The 25,171-nt window shown below is 65.7% G+C and carries 18 protein-coding genes; 13 read left to right on the forward strand and 5 right to left on the reverse strand.

Annotation, left to right across the window (positions count from 1 at the left end; genetic code table 11):
- A complete protein-coding gene (locus ICJ04_RS07215; RefSeq protein WP_188326833.1) occupies positions 1 to 894 on the reverse strand; it encodes a ScpA family protein in 894 nt (297 codons plus the stop codon).
- 645 nt (positions 895 to 1,539) lie between these two features.
- Between ICJ04_RS07215 and ICJ04_RS07220 the strand changes: the two genes are divergently transcribed.
- The 10 genes from ICJ04_RS07220 to ICJ04_RS07265 all read left to right on the forward strand — a co-directional run bounded on the left by ICJ04_RS07220 (position 1,540) and on the right by ICJ04_RS07265 (position 15,440).
- Positions 1,540 to 1,839 (forward strand): YciI family protein, encoded by a 300-nt coding sequence (locus ICJ04_RS07220; protein WP_188326834.1) that lies wholly within the window; start codon positions 1,540 to 1,542, stop codon positions 1,837 to 1,839.
- A complete protein-coding gene (locus tag ICJ04_RS07225; RefSeq protein WP_188326835.1) occupies positions 1,836 to 2,114 on the forward strand; it encodes a BolA family protein in 279 nt (92 codons plus the stop codon). The genes ICJ04_RS07220 and ICJ04_RS07225 overlap by 4 nt, the downstream gene beginning before the upstream one ends.
- A 145-nt stretch (positions 2,115 to 2,259) precedes the next feature.
- Positions 2,260 to 3,315 carry a LacI family DNA-binding transcriptional regulator gene (locus tag ICJ04_RS07230; protein WP_188326836.1) on the forward strand — a complete coding sequence of 352 codons (1,056 nt, stop codon included), beginning with the start codon at positions 2,260 to 2,262 and terminating at the stop codon, positions 3,313 to 3,315.
- A gap of 74 nt (positions 3,316 to 3,389) precedes the next feature.
- On the forward strand, positions 3,390 to 6,452 hold the full coding sequence (locus ICJ04_RS07235) for a TonB-dependent receptor (protein WP_188326837.1): 3,063 nt from the start codon (positions 3,390 to 3,392) through the stop codon (positions 6,450 to 6,452).
- A gap of 238 nt (positions 6,453 to 6,690) precedes the next feature.
- A complete protein-coding gene (locus ICJ04_RS07240; protein WP_188326838.1) occupies positions 6,691 to 8,295 on the forward strand; it encodes a glucoamylase family protein in 1,605 nt (534 codons plus the stop codon).
- Positions 8,296 to 8,356: 61 nt separating this feature from the next.
- The gene (locus tag ICJ04_RS07245; protein WP_188327235.1) at positions 8,357 to 9,634 is read left to right on the forward strand and encodes a sugar ABC transporter substrate-binding protein; all 1,278 of its coding nucleotides are present in this window, start codon (positions 8,357 to 8,359) and stop codon (positions 9,632 to 9,634) included.
- Entirely contained in the window at positions 9,631 to 10,512 is an 882-nt protein-coding gene (locus tag ICJ04_RS07250; protein ID WP_188326839.1) for a sugar ABC transporter permease, read from the forward strand. The genes ICJ04_RS07245 and ICJ04_RS07250 overlap by 4 nt, the downstream gene beginning before the upstream one ends.
- Positions 10,509 to 11,345, forward strand: a complete 837-nt coding sequence (locus ICJ04_RS07255; protein ID WP_188326840.1) for a carbohydrate ABC transporter permease — start codon at positions 10,509 to 10,511, stop codon at positions 11,343 to 11,345. Before ICJ04_RS07250 ends, ICJ04_RS07255 begins: the two co-directional genes overlap by 4 nt.
- Positions 11,346 to 11,386: 41 nt before the next feature.
- Positions 11,387 to 14,509, forward strand: coding sequence for a discoidin domain-containing protein (locus ICJ04_RS07260; RefSeq protein ID WP_223203046.1), 3,123 nt, complete (start codon positions 11,387 to 11,389; stop codon positions 14,507 to 14,509).
- A gap of 4 nt (positions 14,510 to 14,513) precedes the next feature.
- The gene (locus ICJ04_RS07265) at positions 14,514 to 15,440 is read left to right on the forward strand and encodes an endonuclease/exonuclease/phosphatase family protein (RefSeq protein ID WP_188326842.1); all 927 of its coding nucleotides are present in this window, start codon (positions 14,514 to 14,516) and stop codon (positions 15,438 to 15,440) included.
- Positions 15,441 to 15,589: 149 nt separating this feature from the next.
- Here ICJ04_RS07265 and ICJ04_RS07270 read toward each other — a convergent pair whose 3' ends face one another.
- Positions 15,590 to 19,078: an Rne/Rng family ribonuclease gene (locus tag ICJ04_RS07270; RefSeq protein ID WP_188326843.1), complete on the reverse strand. Its 3,489-nt coding sequence runs from the start codon at positions 19,076 to 19,078 to the stop codon at positions 15,590 to 15,592.
- A 406-nt stretch (positions 19,079 to 19,484) separates the two neighbouring features.
- Here ICJ04_RS07270 and ICJ04_RS07275 point away from each other — a divergent pair, with 406 nt between their 5' ends.
- Positions 19,485 to 20,459, forward strand: coding sequence for an RluA family pseudouridine synthase (locus tag ICJ04_RS07275; RefSeq protein ID WP_188326844.1), 975 nt, complete (start codon positions 19,485 to 19,487; stop codon positions 20,457 to 20,459).
- Between the two features lie 456 nt (positions 20,460 to 20,915).
- Here ICJ04_RS07275 and zupT read toward each other — a convergent pair whose 3' ends face one another.
- The 3 genes from zupT to ICJ04_RS07290 all read right to left on the reverse strand — a co-directional run bounded on the left by zupT (position 20,916) and on the right by ICJ04_RS07290 (position 22,598).
- Positions 20,916 to 21,725 (reverse strand): zinc transporter ZupT, encoded by an 810-nt coding sequence (gene zupT / locus ICJ04_RS07280; protein ID WP_188326845.1) that lies wholly within the window; start codon positions 21,723 to 21,725, stop codon positions 20,916 to 20,918.
- A gap of 100 nt (positions 21,726 to 21,825) precedes the next feature.
- Positions 21,826 to 22,251 carry an energy transducer TonB gene (locus ICJ04_RS07285; RefSeq protein ID WP_188326846.1) on the reverse strand — a complete coding sequence of 142 codons (426 nt, stop codon included), beginning with the start codon at positions 22,249 to 22,251 and terminating at the stop codon, positions 21,826 to 21,828.
- A 5-nt stretch (positions 22,252 to 22,256) separates the two neighbouring features.
- Positions 22,257 to 22,598 carry a 4a-hydroxytetrahydrobiopterin dehydratase gene (locus ICJ04_RS07290; protein WP_188326847.1) on the reverse strand — a complete coding sequence of 114 codons (342 nt, stop codon included), beginning with the start codon at positions 22,596 to 22,598 and terminating at the stop codon, positions 22,257 to 22,259.
- A gap of 107 nt (positions 22,599 to 22,705) precedes the next feature.
- On the opposite strand from ICJ04_RS07290, the gene ICJ04_RS07295 reads away from it, so the two are divergent.
- Positions 22,706 to 23,305: an NfuA family Fe-S biogenesis protein gene (locus ICJ04_RS07295; protein WP_188326848.1), complete on the forward strand. Its 600-nt coding sequence runs from the start codon at positions 22,706 to 22,708 to the stop codon at positions 23,303 to 23,305.
- Between the two features lie 34 nt (positions 23,306 to 23,339).
- The gene (locus ICJ04_RS18485; RefSeq protein ID WP_275138272.1) at positions 23,340 to 24,989 is read left to right on the forward strand and encodes a hypothetical protein; all 1,650 of its coding nucleotides are present in this window, start codon (positions 23,340 to 23,342) and stop codon (positions 24,987 to 24,989) included.
- The last annotated feature ends 182 nt before the right edge of the window (positions 24,990 to 25,171 follow it).

The following is a 25,171-nucleotide window of genomic DNA, read 5'->3' on the forward strand; positions in this document are numbered from 1 at the left end:
TCACTCAGCGTCGTTGTCGTCGAATTCGCTGCTGAAGGACAGCGGCTCATTGGTGTTTCCCGCCGCCAGCGACTTGACGTAGATCGTCGCCAGCGGGGCTTCCTGCACGATATCCAGCAGTTGCTCCTTGGCCAGTTCCAGCATTGCCAGGAAGGTGACCAGCACGCCGAGTTTTCCTTCCTCGGCGCCGAACAACGACTCGAACCGGTAAAACACGCCTTCGTCCATGCGGCCCAGCAGGTCGCCCATCCGCTGGCGCACACTCAGCGCCTCGCGTTTGATCGCGTGGCCGCTGAACAGCTCGGCGCGCTTGAGCACGTCATGCAGCGCCATCAGCATTTCCTTCAGGTCCACCGGCGGTGGCAGCTTTATCGCTGCACGATCGGGGACGAAGGCATGCACCACGGTGGTGTCGCGGTCTTGCCGGGGCAGGCTGTCGATATCCTCGGCCGCCTGCTTGAAACGTTCGTACTCCTGCAGCCGACGCACCAGCTCCGCGCGCGGATCGGCCTCATCGCCGTCCTCGCTGATCGGCCGCGGCAACAGCATCCGCGACTTCACTTCGGCCAGTATCGCCGCCATCACCAGGTATTCCGCGGCCAGCTCGAAACGCAGCTCGCGCATCACGGTGATGTATTCCACGTACTGCCGGGTGATCTCGGCGACGGGGATGTCCAGCACGTCAAGGTTCTGGCGGCGGATCAGGTACAGCAGCAGGTCCAGTGGTCCCTCGAACGCGTCGAGGATGACTTCCAGTGCATCCGGCGGGATGTACAGGTCCTGCGGTATCTGCAGGACCGGCTGCCCATGCACCACGGCCAGCGGCATTTCCTGCTGCTGTGGATGGGGCGGCCGGGTTGACGGATTCGCGCTGGGCGCGGTTTCAGAGGTCATCTAGGGACATCAGGATTGCAACGGACCGGTCGCGGTACCGCGCAGCGCCAACAGGAGATGACCTGACAGGCGATCGCGGGAACCAGGACACGCCGGAGTCGGCGCGATTCCACACATCAATGAAGCAGGACGCACCGCATCTGCGGAAGCGACGAAACTACGGGGAGGTCGTCTACATGGTCTGGTCGGGGGCAGCGGATCGATCATCGGGGGCTTGTAGGGCCACTGATCCGACGGGACGCTGCGTCCAGCCACGTGCAACACGTGCAATGGAAGTAGGTTACGGCTTTGCCTGGCTGCTGTCCAGCCTGCGCGGGGCAGGGGGCGAACGGGCTGGGCCCCCTCGCGGCCGGCGGTGGGGCATAAGCAGGTCATGGGTAGGGTCCGGGCGGGTGCGGGCATGGGGGACCCGGCGCAAGTACATCCCTGTAGCCTTGTTTCCGCCCATCCATGGGCTCCAACAGTCCCCCATGCCCGCACCCGCCCGGACCCCTGACGGGTTACGGGCGCCGCCGGTCGCGGATGAAGAAATAAAAAAAGCGGTAAAGCGGTAAAGCGGTGGCGCCGCGCCGTGGTCGGCGGCGCTGTTCCCGCTGGGGCTAGAATCACCGGCGATTCCCGTCCCGGGACAGTGAGGAGACAACCATGTGGTACGTGATCGAAGGCTATGACGCTCCGGATGTCCTGCCGGCGCGTCTGGAGGCGCGGCCTGCGCATCTTGCGCGGCTGCAGGCCCTGGTGGAGCAGGGGCGCTTGTTGGTGGCCGGCCCGTGCCCGGCAATCGACAGCGAAGATCCCGGCCCGGCGGGATTCAGCGGCAGCGTGGTGATCGCCCAGTTCGATTCGCTGCCGCAGGCGCGCGCGTGGGCCGATGCCGATCCTTACGTGGCCGCTGGCGTGTATGCGCGGACCGATGTCCGCCCGTTCCGGAAGGTGCTGCCGTGAGCAATGCGGAACGGGTCGAGCGTATTCGTGCGGCACTGCAGCAATCGCTGGCCCCTGTGCACCTCGATGTCGAGGATGACAGTCATCGCCATGCGGGCCATGCAGGGGCCCGTGACGGGCGCGGTCACTTCAATGTGCAAGTGGTCAGTACCGCCTTCGAAGGCATGGGCGCACTTGCGCGGCATCGGGCCGTGTACGCTGCCGTTGGCAGCATGATGGATACCGATATCCATGCGTTGTCGATCAACGCACAGACCCCGGCCGAGGCTGGCTGATCCCTGTCCGCTCTTGTCCCGTGGCGTCGTGGTGACGTCCCGCCAGGACAGCGGGCGGACGTCGAATGACAATCAGGACTAACGGAGTGTTTACATTGGACATTGGAAACGCTTACATTCCGCGCCAAGCCGAATGGCTCAAGTCGTGGAGGGCGACTTCGTGAACAAGGCAGCGATCACCATCAAGGATGTCGCACGGGAAGCCAAGGTCTCAGTGGCCACGGTTTCGCGCGCGCTCAACGGACACGAAAATGTCGCCGAGCCGGTTCGCCAGCTGGTGCTGGAGGTGGCTGCGCGCCTGCGCTACACCCCGCATGCGGCGGCGCGCAGTCTCAGCAGCCGCCGCACCAATACGGTGGGCGTGGTGCTGCCTGATCTTTACGGCGAGTTCTTCTCCGAACTGATGCGTGGCATCGACCAGATCGCCCGTGTGCGCCGCCAGCATCTGCTGGTGTCCAGTTACCACGGTGACCAGGAACAGCAGGGTGCGGCGCTGCGCGCGATGCGCGGCCGCGTGGATGGCCTGCTGGTGCTGTCGCCGTATGCCGAAAGCCCGGGTTTCCTGACCGACAACCTGCCGCAGTCGTTGCCCACCGTTCTGATCAACACCTATCTGCCCGACCAGGACCATCCTGTGTTGAGCATCGATGACCATGCCGGTGCGGTGGCGATGACCCGCCATCTGCTGGACGTCGGTCACCGACGCATTGCATTCATTTCAGGCCCGGACTCCAACTACGATGCGCGCGAACGCCTGCGAGGCTTCCGTGACGCGCTCACTGCCTTCGGCGCGCAGGCGCAGGGGATCGAGTTGCCCGGTGATTTCGACGAAGCTTCCGGCCATCGTGCCGGTCAGGAGTTGCTGGCAGCGGGGACGCTGCCCGACGCGGTGTTCGCAGCCAACGACATGATGGCGCTGGGGTGTCTGTATGCGTTCGCGCAGGCAGGACTGAAGGTGCCGGACGATGTGGCGTTGGCCGGATTCGATGACATTCCGCTGGCCCGTTTCGTTCACCCGTCTTTGACGACGATGCAGGTGAGTATCGCCGAGCTTGGTGACATGGCGATGACGCGCCTGATGCAGTTGATGGATTCAAAAACCACGGAAGGAGCGGGCGACAAGCAGACGCTGGTGCCGCGACTGATCGTGCGTGATTCAAGTAAGTGCAAGCCCAGGAACGAGACGCCATCCGGCCGCTGAAGCCGGAGGCATTACCTTTTTGTTTGACATGAAAGGGGCGGCCATGACGGTCGCCACCACCCCCGGAGATTTTCATGATGCATCTCAATAACCATCGTCGGATGCCGGCTCGCCGCCTGCTGACCTGTGCCCTGGCCAGTTGCCTGGTGTTCGCCGCTGCCCCGGACGTGATGGCCCAGTCGGCCAACGCGAGCCTGCGTGGCCAGGTCGCTTCGGCCCAGGCCGGCAGCGAAGTGGTCGCCACCAACGTGGCCACCGGCACCGTGCGTCGCGGCACTGTCCGCGCCGACGGCAGCTACTCGCTGATGGGCTTGGACCCGGGCACCTATGACGTGGTGGCCAACGGCCAGACGCAGAAGGTCACCGTGACCGTGGCCTCGACCGCGACGCTGAACTTCAGCGGCGCCCAGGCGACTGCGCCGGCCGATGGCAGTGCGACCAACCTCGATGCGATCACCGTCGTGGCACCGACCCTGTTGCAGGAAGTGCGCACCTCTGAAGTCGGCAAGACCGTCAGCCTGCAGCAGATCCAGACCACCCCGCAGGTGTCGCGCAACTTCCTGGAATTCGCCGACGCGGTTCCGGGCCTGATCTTCACCCGTGATGCGAAGGGCAACACCTCGCTGCGCGGCGGTGCCACCAACTCCGACGGCACCAACGTGTACATCGACGGCGTGGGCCAGAAGAGCTACGTCAAGGGCGGCGGCGTGGCCGGCCAGTCTGGCAGCGCCGGCAACCCGTTCCCGCAGCTGGCGATCGGTGAATACAAGGTCATCAGCGGCAACTACAAGGCTGAATACGGTCAGGTCTCCAGCGCGGCCGTGACCGCAGCGACCAAGTCCGGTACCAACGAGTTCAAGGGTGAAACCTTCTACCGTTACACCAACGAAGACATGCGCGCCAAGACCCCGGCCGAGCGTCAGCCGGGCCAGAGCAAGGAAGCGTCGGCCGAGAAGGAATACGGTTTTGCATTGGGTGGCCCGATCATCCAGGACAAGGCCCACTTCTTCGTGACCTATGAAGCCAAGCGCTTCGACCTGCCGGTCACCATCGCCCCGGAAGGTTCGGTCACCAACCGCGTCGGCCTGCTGCCGGCAGACGCCGCCGCCGGCCTCGGCCCGGCCAGCCAGCCGTTCCAGCAGGACCTGATCTTCGCCAAGATCGACTTCGAGCCGACCGACAACGATCGCATCGAACTGAGCTTCCAGGATCGCGACGAGACCCAGCAGCAGTTCAGTGGTCAGACCGCGCCGGAAGCCGGCCGTGAAGTGGTCAACACCGACCGTCGTTACGCGCTGCGCTGGAACCACAGCGGTGAGCGTTTCTACAACGAAATGATGCTCACCCACGAAGACTCGTTCAACAATCCGACCCCGCTGACGCTGGCCAACGGCTTCACCTACACCGCACCGGACGGCACTGAAGACCGCACGCTCGTGAAGATCGGTGGCGCATCGGCGCTGGATTCGCAGGTGAAGGGCCAGAAGGGCTGGGCGATTGAAGACAACCTGACCCTGGATGGCATCACCTGGAATGGTGACCACACCATCAAGATGGGCGCCAAGTACAAGGAAATCGACCTGTACGCATCGGATGCGGCACAGATCAACCCGGCATTCACCTATACGCTGGGCGATCCGGACTTCCCGTCCGACATTCCGTACAAGGCGCAATTCGTCAAGCCGGTGACCGGCGTGTCGGGCGTGTCCGGCGAAGTGCGTTCGAAGTCCAAGCAGATCGGCCTGTTCATCCAGGACGACTGGCAGGTCAACGACCACCTGCAGCTGAACCTCGGCCTGCGCTGGGACTACGAAAAGACCCCGGCCTACCTGGACTTCGTGACCCCGCAGGCAGTGGTCGACGCGATCTACTCGCAGGATCCGCGCGCTGCTGCTGGCCAGACCTACGCCGATTCGCTGGCGCTGGGTGGCCTGGACATCAGCCAGTACATCAGCACCGGCAAGAACCGCAAGGCGTTCAAGGATGCCTGGCAGCCGCGCATCGGCTTCTCGTATGACATCAACGCCGACGAGCAGCACGTGTTCCACGGCGGTGCCGGTCGTTCGTACGATCGCGACCTGTTCGACAACCTGCAGCTGGAAACCACCAAGCTGGCCCTGCCGCAGCCGACCATCTACTTCCGCAATCCGAACACCGGCACCTGCCTCAATGGCCAGGCCGCCTGCTATGACTGGAACCCGAACCTGCTCAACGGCATCGGCAACCTGCAGTCGCTGGTCGGTTCGACCAGCAATGCCGGCCTGGAAGTGGACCTGCTGAACAACAATCTGAAGGTGCCGTACTCCGATCAGTTCAGCTTCGGCATGAGCAACCAGGTCGGTGACTGGCTGACCGATGCGACCATCTCCCGCACCCTGAGCTACGACGGCTTCGCCTTCACGCTGGGCAACCGTTACCCGACCGGTCAGTTCTTCGATGACCCGCGTCTGTGCGGTGGCTCCGACCCGGGCTTGAGCCAGGCCTGGAGCTGCAACGTGCCGGGCTTCGGCAGCCTGATCATCGGCCAGCAGGGCATCAAGACCCGCGCGACCCAGCTGCTGCTGTCGGCGCAGAAGCCGTTCACCCAGGAAAGCGGCTGGGGCTCCTCGATCGCTTACACCTGGACCACCGCGCGCCACAACCGCGACATCAATGAGAAGTACGCGTTCGACCGTGGCCTGATCGAGGACTACCCGACCATCCGCTCCAACGGCGCCCCGCGTCACCGCCTGGTGGTCACCGGTTCGTATGCCGGCTTCTGGGGCATCACCTTCGGCGGCAAGGTCACCCTGGCCACGCCGACCGCGGTGAACGATTGGTACCCGGTGACCCAGTCGACGGGCTTCGACCTGCCGACCCCGGGCGCCGCAGTGCCCAACGGCAACGGCAAGTTCCTGCTCGGTGGCAAGATCTTCGGCTACCGTTCGGTCGACCTGCAGGCGACGAAGACGTTCAAGATGGCGCACGAGACCGAGCTGTACGCTCGTATCGACATCATCAACGTGTTCAACTTCGACAACTTCTCGAACTACAACTACACCAAGACCAACGGCAAGTTGCTGGCCAGCTACAACGAGACCGGCGACATCGTCGGTACCCCGCGTCAGGTGAAGGCCGAAGTCGGCTTACGCTTCTGATACAGGGGAGTTGAGAGGAACCGCGGTGCCGCCTTCGGGCGGTACCGTGGGCAGGCAATGGCGGATCTTCGGATCCGTCCATTGTCCAGCCCGCTGCCAGTGAGGGGGCAGCGGGCTGGGCAATGATCCATCGGTCCCGACCACCGCAGGTGGTTTTTTTCGGGGCAGATATGTAAACGATTTCAAGTCATGGGACGTTATGCTCTGTACTCTTGAACAGCAAAAAAGGAAGGGGCCGATGCGGGTACGCCACGTGTTGACTGTCGCGTTGTTCGGCCTGGCCACCGTCGGCTGCAAGCCACAAGCGGCGCCGGAGCCGGTCAAGCCAGCCCCCCAGGTGATCCTGGTCGAGGCGGACCTGCCGCCGCGGCCGATGAAGCCGGAACTGCCGCCGCTGTTCGATGACATCGAGCGCCGCACGTTCCAGTTCTTCTGGGATACCACCAACGAGATCAACGGGCTCACCCCGGACCGCTATCCTTCGCGTCCGTTCGCCAGCATCGCCTCGGTCGGTTTCGCGCTGACGGCGTACCCGATCGGCATCGAAAATGGCTGGGTCAGCCGCAACCAGGCGGTCGAGCGCACGCTGACCACCCTGCGATTCCTGCGCGACGTGCCGATGGGCCCGCAGCGCACCGGCAAGGGCGGTTACAAGGGCTTCTATTACCACTTCCTGGACATGCAGCAGGGTCAGCGTTACGACAGCTGGGTCGAGCTGTCCTCGGTGGATACCGCGCTGCTGATGATGGGCGTGCTGTTCGCGCAGTCGTATTACGACGGTGGCGACAGCCGCGAGAAGGAAATCCGTGACATCGCCGACACCCTGTACAAGCGGGTGGACTGGCCGTGGCTGCAGGAACGCGCCCCGCTGATCTCGATGGGCTGGTTCCCGGAAAGCGGCACCATCGAACACGACTGGATGGGCTACAACGAGGCGATGATCGTCTACATCCTGGCCTTGGGGTCGCCCACCCATCCGGTCAGCCCGGACGCGTGGACGGTGTGGACACGGACGTATGACAACGACTGGGGCGTGTACCAGGGCCAGGAATACCTGTCCTTCGGCCCGCTGTTCGGTCATCAGTACAGCCACGTCTGGATCGACTTCCGTGATATCCAGGATGCGTACATGCGCGAGCGTGGCAGCACCTATTTCCTGAACAGCCGTTCGGCGGCGCTGGCACAGCGCGAGTACGCCATCAGCAACCCGATGAACTGGAAGGAATACGGCCAGAACGTGTGGGGCCTGACGGCCAGCGACGGGCCGCAGAACACCACGCAGGAGTATCGCGGCGAGCAGCGCCAGTTCCGCCATTACTCTTCGCGTGGCGCGGGCCTGCGCGAGAATTTCGACGACGGTACGATCGCGCCGACTGCGGCGATCTCGTCGATCGTGTTCGCCCCGGAAGAGGTGATCCCCGCCACCCAGGAAATGCACAAGCGCTTCGGTGACTACATCTATTCCAGCTACGGGTTCCTGGATTCGTTCAACCCCAGCTTCAACTACGACATCCCGATAAAGACCGGGCGGATGGTGCCTGATCGTGGTTGGGTGGCCAGTGATTACATCGGCATCGACCAGGGCCCGATCCTGACCATGATCGCCAACTACCGTAATGATTTCGTGTGGGAGGTGATGAAGAAGAACCCCCACATCCGCAAGGGGCTGGAGCGCGCTGGATTCAGCGGCGGCTGGCTGACCCCCGAAGGCGAGCAGCAACCGCTGCAGCTGGAGAAGGACGAACAGGCCGCCGGCGCACGCGCTGTTGGTATTGCAGAATCGCGCGCTGCCGCGGCACAGGAACAGAAGAATGCATCCCGCAACAACAACCCCGGCAAGTAAGCCAGTGGCCGCAGTGAAATCCGTCGCCCGGCGTTGGCGCCGTGCCGCCGTGCTGGTGGCCATGCTGGCGCTGGCCGGCTGCGGTCGGCAGGACGAGGGCACCACGGTGCGCTTCTGGGCAATGGGACGCGAAGCCGAAGTAGTGGCCGAGCTGATCCATGAGTTCGAAGCGGAAAACCCCGGTATCAAGGTGGATGTGCAGAACATCCCGTGGACGGCGGCGCATGAAAAGCTGCTGACCGCGTTCGCCGCCGATGGGCTGCCCGACGTCTGCCAGCTGGGAAACACCTGGATCCCCGAGTTCGCCGAACTCAATACGCTGGTGCCGCTGCAGCCCTACATCGACCGCTCCAGCGTGGTGAAGCCGGATGACTATTTCCCCGGCATCTGGGACACCAACGTCATCCACGACGAAGTGGTCGGCGTGCCGTGGTACGTGGACACGCGCCTGCTGTATTACCGCAAGGACCTGCTGGCCAAGGCCGGCCACGATGCGCCGCCGCGCACCTGGGCCGAGTTCGAGCAGCAGATGGCCGACATCAAGAAGATGCAGGGCGCGAACCGCTATGCGGTGCTGATGCCGATCAACGAGTTCGAGCAGCAGCTGTCCTTCGCCCTGCAGCAGCCCGATCCGTTGCTGCGCGACGACGATACCCGTGGCAATTTCCGCAGCCCGGGCTTCCGTCGCACGCTGGGCTTCTACGCCAACATGTTCGAGAAGGGCTGGGCGCCGAAGATGTCCGAAACCCAGATCTCCAATGTCTGGGATGAGTTCTTCCGCGGCTTCAATGTGTTCTACATCTCTGGTCCCTGGAACATCCGTGAGTTCAAGAAGCTCGAACCCAAGGAGCTGGCGGGCCAGTGGGGCACGGCCGCGTTGCCGGGTCCGGATGGCCTGGGTGCTGGCATCGCCGGGGGCACCAGCCTGGTGATCTTCCGCAAGTCGCAGCAGAAGGAGGCGTCGTGGAAACTGATCGAGTTCCTGTCGCGTCCGGAGATCCAGGCCCGCTTCCATTCCATCATCGGTGACCTGCCGCCGCGTCGCAGCACCTGGGAAGCGCCCTCGCTGGCCAATGACCCGCTGGCGGCTGCGTTCCGTGACCAGCTCGAGCGCGTGAAGCCTACGCCGAAGGTGCTGGAGTGGGAGCGCATCGTGCAGGAAATGCGCATCGTGACCGAGAAGGTCGTCCGCGGTGGACAGGCGCAGGATGCGGCCGTGACCGAACTGGATGATCGCGTGGACAAGGTGTTGGCCAAGCGTCGCTGGATGCATGAGCAATCGTTGCAGGAGGCACCGCCGCAGGGCGATGCATCGGCGGTCGAAGGAGGCCTGCCATGAACCGTTCTTCCCTTGCCGGCTGGATCTTCGCCGCACCGGCGGTGATCGTGCTGGGCGTGTTCTTCGGCCTGCCGGTGGCTTCGGCGCTGGCGCTGAGTGTCACCGATTTCGACCTGTATTCGCTGGCCGACAGCAGCAACCTGCGCTTTGTCGGGCTGGGCAACTACATCGACCTGCTGCAGACCCCGATGTTCTGGAAGTCGCTGTGGAATACCACCTACTTCGTGGTGATCGGCGTGCCGCTGTCCATCGCGGTGTCGCTGGGTGCGGCCATCCTGCTCAATGCACCGGCCGCCCGCTTCAAGGCGCTGTTCCGCACCGCGCTGTTCGCCCCGGTGGTGACCACCCTGGTGGCGGTGGCGGTGATCTGGCGTTATCTGTTCCATACCAGCTACGGGCTGGTGAACTACGGCCTGGGCCACATCGGCATCAGCCCGATCGACTGGCTGGGTGACCCGAACTGGGCCATGCCGACCATCATGCTGTTCGCGGTGTGGAAGAACTTCGGCTACAACATGGTGATCTTCCTGGCCGGCCTGCAGGCGATCCCGCATGACCTGTACGAGGCAGCGCGCATCGATGGCGCATCGCGCTGGAAGCAGTTCCTGCACATCACCCTGCCGATGCTCGGCCCGGTGCTGCTGGTGGTGGGGGTGATCACGGTGTCCGGCTACTTCCAGCTGTTCGCCGAACCCTACGTCATGACCCGCGGCGACCCATTGCAGAGCACCGTCAGCGTGCTGTACTTCATGTTTGAAGAAGGCTTCAAGTGGTGGAACCTCGGCCGCGCGTCGGCGGTAGCGTTCCTGTTGTTCCTGATCATCCTGGCGGTGACGTCGGTGATGCTGCGCTTCGGGCGCAAAAGGCAGATGGTATGAGTCGCGAAATCGGCCAGTCACGCTGGCACGGATGGTGGATAAACGGCGGGCTGCTGGTGCTGGCGCTGGTCAGCCTGGCGCCGCTGTTGTGGATGGTTTCGGTGTCGGTGATGCCGGCTGGCGAGGCCACCACGTTCCCGCCGCCGCTGACCCCGTCCCACATCACCTTCGCCAACTACCACGAGCTGTTCGCGCGGACCGGCATGGGCGTCAACTTCGCCAACAGCCTGCTGGTGTCGGTGTCCATCACCCTCGGTTCGCTGCTGATGAACACGATGGCCGGGTATGCCTTCGCCAAGTTGCGGTTCGTTGGCCGTGAGCGTCTGTTCCAGGTGCTGATGGCGGCCCTGGTGATCCCGGCACAGGTGGCGATGCTGCCGCTGTTCCTGCTGATGAAGCAGCTGGGCCTGGTCAACAGCTTCGGCGGGGTGATCGTGCCGGCGCTGGCCACGGTGTTCGGCATCTTCCTGGTGCGCCAGTACGCGCGCTCCATTCCGGATGAGCTGCTGGAAGCAGCGCGCATGGACGGGGCAGGGGAGCTGCGGATCTTCTTCCAGATCGTATTGCCGATGCTCAAGCCGGTGCTGGTGACACTGTCGATCTTCACCTTCATGGGCGCCTGGAACGACTTCATGTGGCCGCTGATCGTGCTGACAGACCAGGAGCACTACACGCTGCCGGTGGCGCTGGCGACATTGTCACGCGAACACATCATGGATGTTGAGATGATGATGGCCGGCGCGGTGGTCACCGTGATTCCGGTGCTGGCGTTGTTCCTGCTGCTGCAGCGCTATTACATTCAAGGTCTGATGTTGGGGAGTGTCAAAGGGTGAACCGGAAAATCATCGCTGGCCTGGCGTTGTTGTGGTCCTGCGTGGCAGTTGCTGCCCCGCCTCCTGCCGCACCTGCACCGAAGGTCATCGATGATTTCGACGACATGGGCCAGTGGAAACTGGTGCTGTCCGACCAGGTCAGTGGTTCCCTGCGCAACGTCGCCGGTGCTGGCGGCGGGCGTGCGATGTGCCTGGATTACGATTTCCACGACGTGTCCGGCTACGTCGGCGTGCGCCGCGCGCTGAACATCGAGTACCCGGCCAATTACCGGTTCGGTTTCCAGCTGCGCGGTGATTCGCCGTCCAACGACCTGCAGTTCAAGCTGATCGACGCCAGCGGCGACAACGTCTGGTGGGTCAACCGCCCGGCCTACCGCTTCCCCAAGACGTGGACGCCGGTGGAATTCCGCAAACGGCACATCGACAAGGCATGGGGCCCTTCGCCGGAGAAGGAGCTCAAGCGCAGCGCGGCGATGGAGTTCACCGTCTACAGCAAGGTCGGCGGTCGGGGCTCGGTCTGTTTCGACAAGCTCACCCTGCAGGGCTTGCCCGCGCAGGATGATTCGCCGCTGCATCCGCAGGTGCTGACCGATACGGCGACTGCGCTGCAGGACCGGATGATCGACGGTAAATCCGATACCTTCTGGGTCAGTGGCGGGGTCAAGGAGCAGACCATCAGCCTGGATCTGGGCAAGCCGCGCGAAGTCGGCGGGGCGGTGATCGACTGGCTGCCCGGCCTGGAGGCCACGCGCTACACCGTGCGCGCATCGCAGGATGGACGTGACTGGCACACCGTGCGCGAAGTCACTGCCGGGAGTGGTGGCCGTGACTGGCTGGCCCTGCCGGAAACCGATGCCCGCTACCTGCGTTTCGACCTGCAGGGCGGCCCGAACTGGCGCTATGGCATCCGCGATATCGCGCTGAAGCCGCTGGCGTTCGCCGCCACGCCCAACGCGTTCCTGTCCTCGGTGGCGGCTGATCTGCCGCGCGGTTCACTGCCGCGTGCCTATGTAGGTGAGCAGCCGACGTGGACCCTGCTGGGCCTGGACGGCGGCCGCGAACAGGCGCTGATCAGCGAAGACGGCGCGCTCGAAATGGCACGCGGCAGCTTCAGTGTCGAGCCCTTCCTGAAGCTCGACGGCAAGCTGATCAGCTGGGCCGACATCACGCCGATCCAGTCACTGCAGGACGGTTATCTGCCCGTGGCCAGCGTGGACTGGCAGCATGACAAGGCGTCGCTGGCGGTGACCGGCTTCGTGCAGGGCACGCCGGATGCTTCGCAGCTGGTAGCGCGTTACTCGCTGAAGAATCCCGACAAGGTGGCCCACGAGTACACGCTCGCGCTGGCGATCCGTCCATGGCAGGTCAACCCGCCCACCCAGTTCCTCAATACGGTGGGTGGCTTCAGCCGGATCGACAGTCTGGACGTGGAAGAGGGCCTGGTGAAGGTCAACGGCGAGCCGCGGCTGTACCCGCTGCAGGTGCCGGACGCACGCTTCGCCACCCCGTTCGACGGCAAGCTGGAGGTGATGCACCTGGCCGACGGCAAGCTGCCGACGACCACCTCGGTCAAGGACCCGACGGGCATGGCGTCCGGCGCGCTGTTGTACACGATCAAGCTTGAGCCGGGCCAGAGCCGCGAGATCGCGCTGGTGTTGCCGCAGGTCGGCAGCTTCAATCCCCGCGGCTTCGATGCCGGCAAGGCGCAGGCGCAGGTGGCGGCGATGTGGCGGCAGAAGCTGGACGGCCTGCAGTTGCAGCTGCCCCGCGAAGGCCAGCCGTTGGCTGATACCCTGCGCACGGCGCTGGCCCACATGCTGATATCGCGCGTGGGTCCGCGCCTGCAGCCCGGCACGCGTTCCTACGGACGCAGCTGGATCCGCGACGGCGCGATGATTTCCGAAGGCCTGTTGCGCATGGGCCGCAGCGATGCGGTGCGCGATTACGTGCAGTGGTATGCCCCGTTCCAGTTCGACAACGGTAAGGTGCCGTGCTGCGTGGACGACCGCGGCAGCGATCCGGTACCGGAAAACGACAGCCATGGCGAGCTGATCTACAACATCGCCGAGTACTGGCGTTACACCGGCGATGACGCGTTCCTCGAGGCCATGTGGCCGCACGTGGCCGGCGCCTTCCATTACATGGAGCGTCTGCGCGCCAGCGAGCGCACCGAAGAAAACCGCGCACGCAATCCGGCGTTCTACGGCATGATGCCGGCGTCCATCAGCCACGAAGGGTATTCGGCCAAGCCGATGCACTCGTACTGGGACAACTTCTGGGCGTTGCGTGGCTACAAGGACGCGGCGATCATCGCCGAGCATCTGCAGAAGATGGAAGTGCTGGCGATCACCGGCGCGCGCGATGAATTCCGCGCCGACCTGCAGGCGTCGCTGTATTCGGCGATGGAGCAGCATCACATCGATTACCTGCCCGGTTCGGCCGAGCTGGGCGACTTCGACGCTACCTCGACCACGATCGCGCTGGCACCGGGCGGCGAGCAGGGTCGCTTGCCGCAACCGCAGCTGGATAACACCTTCCAGCGCTACTGGACCGAGTTCGTCGCGCGTCGCGACGGCACGCGCGAGTGGAAGGATTACACCCCCTACGAATGGCGCAATGTGGCGGCCTTCGTGCGGCTGGGCTGGCGCGACCGCGCCTGGCAGGCCACCGAATTCTTCTTCAAGGATCGCTCGCCGCAGGCCTGGAACCAGTGGGCCGAAGTCGTCTCGCGCACCCCGCGCAAGCCGTTCTTTGTCGGCGACCTGCCGCACGCCTGGGTGGCATCGGACTTCGTCCGCTCCGCGCTGGACATGTTCGCCTACAACCGCGACATCGATCAGTCGCTGGTGCTGGCTGCCGGCGTCCCGGTGCGCTGGTTCGAAGGGCAGGGCATCGCGGTGAAGGGCCTGCGCACGCCGCAGGGCCAGCTGGACTACCGCCTGCAGCGCAGCGACAAGCAACTGGTGCTGGAGGTGCGTGCCGGCATCGTGCCGCCCGCCGGCGGTCTGGTACTGCCCTGGCCGTATGCCGGTGAGCCCGGTGCGGCCACCCTCAATGGCGAGCCGGTGCAATGGGTTGACGGCGAACTGCACGTGCACCAGGTGCCGGCGAAGATCGAGATCGAGGTCCCGGCGGCCGTGCGCCGGGCCGAGCGCAAGGGGTAACAGCATGCGGGTGAGGGAAACGAAGGTCGCGCATCCGCTCGTCGGGCGCGCGCTGGGCGGGGTGGTGGGGTTGGCGTTGCTGCTGCCCGGTGCTGCAGGAGCGGCAGATCCGCCTTCGCGCGCCATCGCTGCAGCCAACCCCACCGTCGCGGGCGACGCCACGCGCGATGCGGGCATGAGCATGGTGACCTTCAACCTGCATCATGATCGCGAGGATTGGCCGGAACGCCGGAAGACCATCCTCGCCGGGCTGAAGCGCCTGCAGCCCGATGCGATCGCACTGCAGGAGGTCATCCAGAAGCGCGACGTGCGCAACCAGGCCGAATGGCTGGCGGCGAAACTCGGTTACAGCTACCAGTTTGTTTCCACTGATCCCGCCGGGTCGGTGAAGCGCTATGGCAATGCCTTGCTGACACGGCGTCCGGTACTGGCGCGTGGCGAGCACCTGTTGGCGCCGCTGGGTGACTACCGCACGGTGGCTCATATCCGCATCGATGTGGACGGACGGCCGGTGAACGTCTACGCCACGCATCTCAACGAACGGGCGGACGACGCAGGCAAGCGGATCCGTCGCGAGCAGGTGGAAGACCTGCTGCGTTTCATCAGCGCCACCTCGGCCGGAGCGCCGGTGGTGATCGCCGGTGACTTCAACGCACTGGTGGACGCGGGCGATCTCAGCGAGCTGCGCAGCCACTACGGCGACAGCTACGGCAGCGTGCACGTCAACAATGACCTGAGCACGGTGAGCACGCTCAACCGCCACTACTTCCAATCGCCGTCGCGGATCGACCATATCTTCTTCCAGCAGGACGTGATGCTGGCGCGCGAGGCGCGGATCCTGTTCGACACGCCCGACGAAGGCGGCCGCTGGGCGTCGGATCACTATGGCGTGTGGACGCGCCTCCAGTTCGCGCCGGATCGCCCGCGCTGAGCGCCGGGTAGACCCGCGGGTAGAGCCGACTTCAGTCGGCTTGCGACATGAGCCGACTGAAGTCGGCTCTACCGGGAATATCGGCTGCGCCGGCCACAAAAAAACAGCGGCCCGAGGGCCGCTGTTTTCGTTTGCGTCACCGCTGGAGATCAGCCCTGCGGCAGATTGTCCGGTTTGGCTTTCTCTTCATCCGCGTCGGCAGCCTGTGCGTTGGTCTGGCTGACGATCGCGGCCTGCTCGGCGGCGTCGGTGCCGCCGGCCAGGATCGCCGGTTCGGCAGCCGCAACGGCTTCGACCACGGCCGGGGTGGCGACCGCTGCAGGCAGCGGATCCGCAGCCTGCTCAACCGTCGGCTGAACGGCCGGCGTGCTGGCGACCGGAGGTGCAACCGCGGCAGCTTCCTGTGCAGCCACCGGCGCACGGGCGGCAGGTGCGTTCACCGCGTCGAGCATGGTGGTCTGCACCGGGGTAGGCGATGCCACCGGGGAAGGCTTGACGGCTTCCGGTTCGGCGGCAGGCACGTGGGCGGGAGCCGACGGTGCCGGCTGCCAGGTCGGGGCGGTGTCGGTAGCAGTTGCCGGCGTCGCAGCAGCCACCGGGGCGTCAACCTTGCTGGCCTCAACCTTCGGAGCCTCCACCTTCGGAGCCTCAACCTTCGGAGCCTCAACCTTCGGAGCCTCAACCTTCGGAGCCTCCACCTTCGGAGCCTCGACCGGCGTTTCGACCTTCGGTGCCTCGACGGCCGCGACCGGCGGGGCCATCGGAGCTGCGGCAACGATCGGCGTCTCGACCTTGGGCAGTTCAGCCTTCGGTGCTACTTCCTTCGGCGCCTCGACCTTCGGCGCGGCCGGAGCCACGAAGGCGACCGGTGCGCTGCTGGCTGCCGGGCTGGCCGCGACCGGCACGATCGCCGCCGTGGTCATCACCGCAGCCGCACGCTTCTCGCGCTCGGCCGGCGCAGGCGCATCGCCTTCGTCATCGAAGTCGAACTCCGGCTGCGGACGCGACGACCTGGGTGCACGCGGTTCGGCCGAATCGCCGTCCTGCGCCTCAGCGCCCTGGGCGACGTCACCGTCCTCGTTGTCATCCTCGTCCGCATCATCCTGGCCGAGCGAATCGGTGGCGGTGCCTTCGGCATTGCCACGACGACGGCGGCGACCACCACGACGACCACGACGACGACGCGAGCCGCCTTCGCCTGCACCTTCATCACCGGCGGGCGGCAGTTCGCCGTCGGCCTGGGTGACCGCGTTGGTTTCGTCCGTGTCCGCTGCGTTGTCGGCAACAGCATGGGAAACCGCAGCAATGTCCTGTGCGGCCGGCATGACCGGCGTTGCCGCCACGTCCTGCCTGGACGGGTCGGCGGCAGTCGATGCGGCAGCAACGCCTGCCGTCGCGGTCGCAACGGTGGCGGCGATGGCGGCCGTGTCGATCTGCTCGGCCGCATCACGCTGCGGCTTCTCGCCATTGGCACGCTCGCCATCCTGCTGACGCGGCTGGCGCGGCTGCTTCACCTTCGGCTGCTGCTGGCCCTGTGCGGGCGCCTGGCCTGCGGCCTGCTCGCTGCGTTCGCCACGCGGCTTGCCCTGTTCCTGGCGCTGCTTGGGCTGCTGCTGGCCATTGCCGTTACCGTTTCCGGCAACCGGCTGGGCGGCGACCTGCGCATTGCCACCCTGCGCGTTGCCCTGGCGGCGTTCACCGCGTTCACCGCGTTCGGCACGTTCACCGCGCTCGCCACGGTCCTTGTTGCGACCCTGGCCCGGTGCAGCAGCGTTGCCGGCTGCCGCGCCGTTGCGACCTTCATCACGGCGGTCCTTGCGGTCCTTGCCGTTGCGATCCTTGCCGCTGCGGTCCTTGCGGCCACTGTCGTTGCCGTTCGAACGCGCGGCCGGTGCCGGTGCCGGCGCGGCGGCCGGTTCACCACCGAAGATGCGCTTGAACCAGCCGACCACACCGCCGGTAGCGGCCGGTGCGACAGCAACCGGAGCCGCGACGGGCGCGGGGGCCGGCTGCGGTGCGGCTTCGTCGCGGATCGGGGCGGGCGAGTTGTGCTGCACCTGGGTCACGGCCGGCGGCGGGATGTTCAGCTGGCCCTTGGTCAGGGCATGCACCGGCAGCTTGCGCGGGGTGCCGCGCTGGTAGCTCGGCTTGCCGCTTTCTTCACCCAGCTCGTTCTCACGCAGGCGGGTGACGGTGTAGTGCGGCGTGTGCAGCTGCTCGTCGGCCACGATGACGATCGGGGCTTCGTGACGCGCCTCGATCTCACGCAATGCGCTGCGCTTTTCGTTGAGCAGGTAGTTGGCGATTTCCACCGGCGCCTGTACCAGCACCTGTCCGGTGTTCTCCTTCATCGCGTGCTCTTCGGCGACGCGGATGATCGACAGCGACAGCGACTCGACGCTGCGCATGCGGCCATGGCCGTCGCACTGGGGGCAGACCAGCTGGCTGGATTCGCCCAGGCTCGGACGCAGGCGCTGGCGGCTCATTTCCAGCAGGCCGAAGCGCGAGATGCGGCCGACCTGGACGCGGGCACGGTCGTACTTCAGGGCCTGCGCCAGGCGGTTCTCGACCTCGCGCTGGTGCTTGTTGGACGACATGTCGATGAAGTCGATCACGACCAGACCGCCCAGGTCGCGCAGGCGCAACTGGCGGGCCGCTTCGTCAGCCGCTTCCAGATTGGTCTGGAACGCGGTGTCCTCGATATCGCTGCCCTTGGTGGCGCGCGAGGAGTTGACGTCGATGGCGGTCAGCGCTTCGGTCTGGTCGACCACGATCGATCCGCCCGACGGCAGACGCACGTTGCGCTCGTAGGCGCCCTCGATCTGCGATTCGATCTGGAAGCGGTTGAACAGCGGGATGTCGTCGGTGTAATGCTTGAGCTTGCGCAGGGTCTGCGGCATCACCTGCTGCATGAACTCGCGGGCGTGCTCGTACATTTCTTCGGTATCGACCAGGATCTCGCCGATGTCCGCACGCAGGTAATCGCGCAGGGCACGTACGATCAGGCGCGATTCCTGGTAGATCAGGAAGGGGGCCGGCTTGCTCAGTGCGGCTTCGGCAATGGCGCGCCACACGTTCAGCAGGTAATCCAGATCCCACTGCAGCTCTTCGGCATCACGGCCGACGCCGGCGGTACGGATGATCACGCCCATTTCGTCGGGAATGTTCAGCTTGTCCAGCGCGTCCTTCAGGGCGGCGCGGTCTTCACCTTCGATGCGACGCGACACGCCACCGGCGCTCGGCGAATTCGGCATCAGCACCATGTAGCGGCCGGCCAGCGAGATGAACGTGGTCAGGGCGGCACCCTTGTTGCCGCGCTCATCCTTGTCGATCTGCACCACGATTTCCTGGCCTTCGCGCAGGAGCTCCTTGATGCCGGCCTTGTTGTGGTCCACACCGGCCTGGAAGTAATCGCGGGAGATTTCCTTCAGCGGCAGGAAGCCATGACGGCCACCGCCGTATTCAACGAAAGCCGCTTCCAGCGAGGGCTCGATGCGGAAGATCCGGCCCTTGTAGATGTTGGACTTCTTCTGTTCCTTGGCCGGCTGCTCGATGTCGATGTCATACAACGACTGGCCATCCACGATGGCGACGCGCAGCTCTTCAGCCTGCGTAGCGTTGATCAGCATTCGCTTCATTGTTGCGTTCCTCGCAAGCGGCTACCGCGCGGAACGCCATGGAGTTTCGCCTCTGGACACGGCTGGCCGCCCATTCGCGCAGGCGCGGGGAGGGAGGCCCGGGTTTCCAGCGCTACGACACCACGGCAGGCCGCGGGAGCGCTCTTCTTATCTGGTTTTGGTAGTACGGGACCGGCGGCAGCTGTCAGCCAAAACTGGAGCGCCACGCGGGACATGTTCAGCGCGATTACGTGTCAGGCAATCGGCGATGGCCGGGAGTGCCGATGAGCCGCTAACATGGCCGCCCCGGGGGCGGTGGTCGCGCACTGTGCCGGATTCGTCGGAAGACAGGCTTCTGGCCTGGAGTAACTTCCAACGAAATCAATCCCTTATCTCGCCGCCCGAGTGTAACAGAATAAACAGGCTGATGACTGCTCAAGACCCCGCAAGCCCCAATTCCGACAAGCCTTCCGTGCGCATGATCACCGTTCCCGATGACCGGGCGGGACAGCGCTTGGACAATTTCCTGCTCGGACAACTGAAGGGCGCTCCGCGCAGCCTGGTCTACAAGCTCGTCCGCAGCGGCCAGGTGCGGGTGAATGGCGGCCGCGCCAAGGCCGAGCGCAAGCTGGAGGGCGGTGAGGTGATCCGCATCCCGCCGGTTCATCTCAGCGAGGAGGGCGACAAGACCGGTCCGCCGGAATCGTTCATGCGGCGGCTGGAACAGGCCATCGTCTACGAGGACGAGCGCCTGCTCGCACTGAACAAGCCGTCCGGCGTGGCCAGCCACGGCGGCAGCGGGATCAGCTTCGGCGCCATCGAGACCTTGCGGGCCCTGCGCCCGGGCAGGACGTTGGAGCTGGTCCACCGTCTGGACCGTGACACCTCCGGCCTGCTGATCGTGGCCAAGAAGCGCTCGGCACTGAGCGAGCTGCAGGCCCTGCTGCGGGAAGACCATGGCGCGGGCATCCGCAAGAAGTACCTGACCCTGCTGGTCGGGCGCATGCCCGATGGCACGATGACCGTGGATGCGCCGCTGCACGTCGGCCTGCGGCAAGGCGGGGAGCGTCACGTGCAGGTGAATGCGATCGGCAAGGAGTCCATCAGCCACTTCAAGGTGCTTGAGCGTCGCGGTGGCCATTCATATTGCGAGGTGCGCATCGAGACGGGCCGCACCCACCAGATCCGCGTGCACGCACAGCACCTCGGGCATTCGGTAGCCGGTGACGACAAGTACGGCGATCCTGCAGTCAACAAGCGCTTTCGTGAGCAGATCGGGCTGAAGCGGCTCTTCCTGCATGCCGCGTCGCTGGAGTTCTCGCTGGACGCCGGCAAGACCCCCTATCTGCTCACTGCGCCGCTGGCCGAGGAGCTGGTCGAGGCGCTGGATCGGCTGAAGTAGGGATCAGCGAACGGCGGAGCCCCGCGCGGCGGACGGTTTGAAGCAGGTTGCGTGTTTGGGGCCGGGCGCTGGGACTGGTCGGGGGACGGCAAGAGCCGCATCCATGCAGGCCTCGTTTCGCGCCATCCATGGCGCTCAACGCCCCCGCCCAGCCCCACCGTCCGGCCCCCTGACAGGTTCCGGGGCCGCCCGCCGCGTATGAAAAAAGAGAAAAGCGGTAGCGCCGACCCATGGTCGGCGAGCGCAGCGGGCCGTTGGCGGAAACCCTCCGCCGACCATGGATCGGCGCTACCGATGACGATATCCCGTCTGGTGGAGGGAGCCCCTGAGTCAGGGGCGGCCGCGAAGCGGCGGGGTGTGGGTGCTGGTGAGACGGGGCCCGCGGTTTGCGCAGCAAAGCGTGGGAGCGGCAGCGCGAATGCGATGACGTGCCCCCTTACCCGTTCGACTACCCATTCACCACTTGAACAGCACCAGGCTCAACGCCAGCGTCATCATGCCGGCCACCAGCCCGTAGACCGTTTCGTGACCCTTGGCGTAGCGCTTCGCGGCCGGCAGCAGCTCGTCCAAGGCCAGGAACACCATCACGCCGGCGATCAGGCCGAACACCCAGCCGAAGGTCGCGTGGTTGAGTGACCCGGAAAGCAGGAAATACCCGATGGCCGCGCCAATCGGCTCGGCCAGGCCGGACAGCAGGCTCGCGGCGAACGCATAGAACTTGTTCTGCGTGGCGAAATACACCGGGATCGCGATCGCGATGCCCTCCGGGATGTTGTGGATCGCGATGGCGAAGGCCAGTGGCATCCCGACCGAGGGGCTTTCCAGCGTCGCGAAGAACGTGGCAAGGCCTTCGGGGAAGTTGTGCGCGGTGATCGCAACGGCGGTCAGCAGCCCGACCCGCTTGATGTAGGCCTTGTTGTCGTCGCGAAACGCCGGGTCTTTCTTGTCCAGGCTTTCGTGCGGATTCGGGATCAGGTGGTCGATGCCCATGATCAGCAGGATGCCAAGCAGGAAGGCGAACGTGCCGAAGGTGAAGCCGAGCCGCGCGTCGTAGGCCTGGGTGAACGAGTCGATGGACTTGTTGAGAATCTCCGACAACGACACATACACCATGGCACCGCCGGCGAATGCCAGGCCGAATGCCAGCAGTCGGGGGTTCGGCCGCTTGGCGAACAGCACCATGAGGCTGCCGAGGGCCGTCGCCAATCCGGCGGCGAGGGTGACCCCCAGCGCCATCCAGACGTTTTCAGTGGAAATCTGCAACATGGGCCAGCGCGATCCTTCAGGGAGTGCGCGCCCCGCAGAGGCGGGACGCAATGGGCAGGGAAGGCGGGCGCTGGCTGGCCTTGGGTGTCAGGAAAGGACGTCAGCCGCCGCGGCGCAGGCGCTCTTCCACCGCGAAGCATTCGGTGGGGCGCGGTTCGGGCGGGTTGAAGCTGACCGGTACCTGGATCGTCGCCGGCACCTTCTGGCCGTTGCGGCTGGCCGCATTGAACTGCCACGCCAGCACGGCGGTGCGGGCATTTTCATCCAGCTGCGCATTGCCGCTGCCGGTCAGCACGGTCACTTCGGTCGGTTTGCCTTCAACACCGACGACGACCTTCAGCGTACTGGTGCCACCGACGCCGGTGCAGGCCAGCTCGATGGGGTATTGCGGCGGCGGGGTCTTCACCGCGGCCACCTCCGTCGGGGGCGTACGGGGTGCAGTCGGCGCATCCGCGGTGCCGGTGCCACCACACGCCGCCAACAGCGCCGCGGTGGCCAAGGGGACGATCAACAGGCGCAGTTTCATGGGGTTCACTCCGTCAGGGCCGATGCTTTGGCGGCGCAGATGAAATCATTTTCGCTGAGGCCGCCCACGTCATGGGTGGAGAAGCGCACCACGGCCCTGTCGTAATGAACCCCCAGGTCCGGGTGGTGGTCTTCACGGTGGGCCACGAACGCAAGCGCGTTCACGAAGGCCATCGTGCGGTGGTAATCGCTGAAACGAAACGTGCGCTGCAGGGCCTGGCCGTTCTCCACCAGTTCCCACCCGGGGATCTGCGGCAGCAGTTCCGTCACCCGGGCCTGGCCCAAGCGGTGTTCGTTGCCGCGGCGCGGGATGCAGTGGGCCTGTGCCAAGGGGACCAGGTCGTTCATGGGACGCTCCACGTGTGAAAAAGTTGACTGAACAGTGCGCGGTCAGGTGTATAAACCGAATGAGCGCGAAATGATCGCCTGACAGGGTACTTGGTTAGAATAGCCCGATGATCCAGATATCCGACACTGCCCAGACCCATTTCAGTCGATTGATCGAACGCGAAGGCGTGCCCGGAATGGGCGTGCGGTTGAGCGCGGTCGATCCCGGTACGCCGCGTGCCGACGCGCGCTTGGAGTTCGCTGACCCCAGCGACCTGCAGGGCGATGAGTGGGCCGTGGACTGTAATGGCTTTACGTTGTACGTCGCCGCAGACAGCGTGGGCTGGCTGGATGGCGCGGAGATCGACATCGTCACCGGTGCGGCCGGCGGCCAGCAGCTGACCATCAAGGCGCCGCGCATCAAGGGCGAAGCGCCCGGCGATGCGGCTTCCCTGGTCGAACGCGTGCACTGGGTCGTGGAGAACGAGATCAACCCGCAGCTTGCCTCGCATGGTGGCAAAGTCGCGGTGCAGGAGGTGTCGGCCGAAGGGGTCGTCCTGCTGCGTTTCGGTGGCGGTTGCCAGGGCTGCGGCATGGCCGATGTCACCCTGAAGCAGGGCATTGAAAAGACGTTGATGGGCCGCGTGCCGGGCATCACCGCAGTGCGCGACGCCACCGACCACGAAAGTGGCCAGGCGCCGTACATCCCCCGCGGCAACGCCGCCTGACGCCCGCTGCGTGCCGTCAGCCCGGGCGACACAGTTGATCGACGCCCTGCTGGCACGCCAGCAGGAGCCGCCCATCCTGGAGAAAAAGACCCGCCTGCCTTATGGCTGGGCGATCTGGTTCCGTGCGTTGTCTCCGTTGCCGCGTCCGCAGCATGCACGCGAGATCGTCGCCGTCCTGGTACCACGCCCGCTGCCGGCATCGCCCGGCCGGTTGCCGCAACTCGGTGCGTGGACGGCCCTGCGTCGGCTGGCGTGGCAGCAATGGGAACCGGCACCCCGCGACCAGCGCTGGATGCGCTGGACCTCGGCGGCCGTCAGTGTCCTGCTGCATCTGCTCTTCGCATTCCTGCTGCTGTGGGTCGCCCTGGTGCGGTCGCCTACGCCTGAAACACAGGGCGGTGATGGCGAGCGCGTGCAGGTCGAGTTCGTCGGGCAGGGCGCGCAGGAAGGCGGAGGAGACCAGCCGGGTGGCGATCCCGCTGCGGCCGCCGCCGCCAGCGCAGCGCAGGCCGCGGCTGAGCCGTCGCCTGCGTCGAACGCTGCCGCCGATGCGTCCCCGCCGCCGGCCGAGACCGCGCCGGCGTCTGCTTCGGCAGCATCGCCGGCCGAGACGCAACCGTTGCCGCCACAGCCTGCGCCCGCTCCGCCTGTGCCGGCCGATCCCGCTCCCCCGGTGCAGGCCACCACGGTGGTCGAGCCGACAACCGATTTCATCGTGCCGCCGGTCACTGTGCCGCGTACCGAGGTCACGGTCGTACCGCGCGAGGTCGCTCCGACGGTGCGCGAGCGGGAAGTGACGCTGCCGGTACAGGCACCAACGCCCCTGCGTGTTGCACCGGCCGAGGTGACCGTTCGCGTGCCGGTGCGTGAGCCTGCCCCTGTGCGCGAGCGCGAGGTCACGACGGTGACGGCACCGACCATCACGCTGCCGACGCTGAAGGGCAATGAGCCGGTGGTGCAGCCGCGCCCCGCCGCTGTGGCGGCGGTGCGCGAGCGCAGCGTGGCCAACGCAGTGGCGCCGTCTCCGTCACGCCCATCGCCTGCCGCGTCATCCGCCTCCTCGTCGTCGTCATCGAATGCCGCCTCCCAGACCGCTGCACAGCAGCGCACGGGTGACCGTGCTGCCGCTGCGCCGGCGCGCGCTGGCGCTCAGCCCAGCCCGACGCCGGGCAACTGGGCGACACCGGCGCGCGGCGATGACTGGGGCGCGTCCAATCGCAACCAGGCCGCTGCTCCAGCGGGCGCGCAGGCGGGCCGCGCGGCCGGCAAGGGCGACGGTCTGTTCAACGCCGATGGCAGCACCCGCGTGCCGGGCCAGGACGGCAAGGGCGACAGCGAACGTGGCGCGCCGGGCGGTGACAGCGACGGCTGGTCGCGTGAGCGCATCGCCGCCTCCGGTACATGGCTGAAACGGCCGCCGTACGATTACACGCCGACCTCGTTCGATAAGTACTGGGTGCCGCAGGAATCGTTGTTGGCGGAGTGGGTACGCAAGGGGGTGCAGTCGGTGGAGATCCCGATTCCCGGCACGAGCACGAAGATATCGTGCGTCATCTCGGTGCTGCAGTTCGGTGGCGGCTGCGGCCTGAACGATCCGAACATGCAGGAGCAGCCCGCCATCGCCCGCCCGCCGCCGGATATCCCGTTCAAGAAAGAGCTGCAGGAAGACAACGGCAGCCGCTGACGGCCAGCGGCCGTCACTACCTGGCTACGGTGATCGGGCCGGTGTAGCGCCGAGCCACGCTCGGCGAGCGCGCAGCGCGGCGCCTTGGTTGTTCCGCCGAGCACGGCTCGGCGCTACCGAAGCACACGCGGCTGCCGTTATCGGGCGGCGGTGATCGGGTCGGTGTAGCGCCGAGCCACGCT

The sequence above is a fragment of the Stenotrophomonas sp. 169 genome (genome assembly GCF_014621775.1).
Classification (GTDB): domain Bacteria; phylum Pseudomonadota; class Gammaproteobacteria; order Xanthomonadales; family Xanthomonadaceae; genus Stenotrophomonas.

Bases quoted from the DNA above. Each gene is read 5' to 3' on its own strand.
- ICJ04_RS07235 (WP_188326837.1), top strand. From the start codon at position 3,390: ATGATGCATCTCAATAACCATCGTCGGATGCCGGCTCGCCGCCTGCTG.
- ICJ04_RS07285 (WP_188326846.1), bottom strand. From the start codon at position 22,251: ATGAAACTGCGCCTGTTGATCGTCCCCTTGGCCACCGCGGCGCTGTTG.
- ICJ04_RS07295 (WP_188326848.1), top strand. From the start codon at position 22,706: ATGATCCAGATATCCGACACTGCCCAGACCCATTTCAGTCGATTGATC.
- ICJ04_RS07290 (WP_188326847.1), bottom strand. From the start codon at position 22,598: ATGAACGACCTGGTCCCCTTGGCACAGGCCCACTGCATCCCGCGCCGC.
- ICJ04_RS07245 (WP_188327235.1), top strand. From the start codon at position 8,357: ATGCTGGCGCTGGCCGGCTGCGGTCGGCAGGACGAGGGCACCACGGTG.
- ICJ04_RS07215 (WP_188326833.1), bottom strand. From the start codon at position 894: ATGACCTCTGAAACCGCGCCCAGCGCGAATCCGTCAACCCGGCCGCCC.
- ICJ04_RS07250 (WP_188326839.1), top strand. From the start codon at position 9,631: ATGAACCGTTCTTCCCTTGCCGGCTGGATCTTCGCCGCACCGGCGGTG.
- zupT (WP_188326845.1), bottom strand. From the start codon at position 21,725: ATGTTGCAGATTTCCACTGAAAACGTCTGGATGGCGCTGGGGGTCACC.
- ICJ04_RS07220 (WP_188326834.1), top strand. From the start codon at position 1,540: ATGTGGTACGTGATCGAAGGCTATGACGCTCCGGATGTCCTGCCGGCG.
- ICJ04_RS07265 (WP_188326842.1), top strand. From the start codon at position 14,514: ATGCGGGTGAGGGAAACGAAGGTCGCGCATCCGCTCGTCGGGCGCGCG.
- ICJ04_RS07270 (WP_188326843.1), bottom strand. From the start codon at position 19,078: ATGAAGCGAATGCTGATCAACGCTACGCAGGCTGAAGAGCTGCGCGTC.
- ICJ04_RS07275 (WP_188326844.1), top strand. From the start codon at position 19,485: ATGACTGCTCAAGACCCCGCAAGCCCCAATTCCGACAAGCCTTCCGTG.
- ICJ04_RS07240 (WP_188326838.1), top strand. From the start codon at position 6,691: ATGCGGGTACGCCACGTGTTGACTGTCGCGTTGTTCGGCCTGGCCACC.
- ICJ04_RS07255 (WP_188326840.1), top strand. From the start codon at position 10,509: ATGAGTCGCGAAATCGGCCAGTCACGCTGGCACGGATGGTGGATAAAC.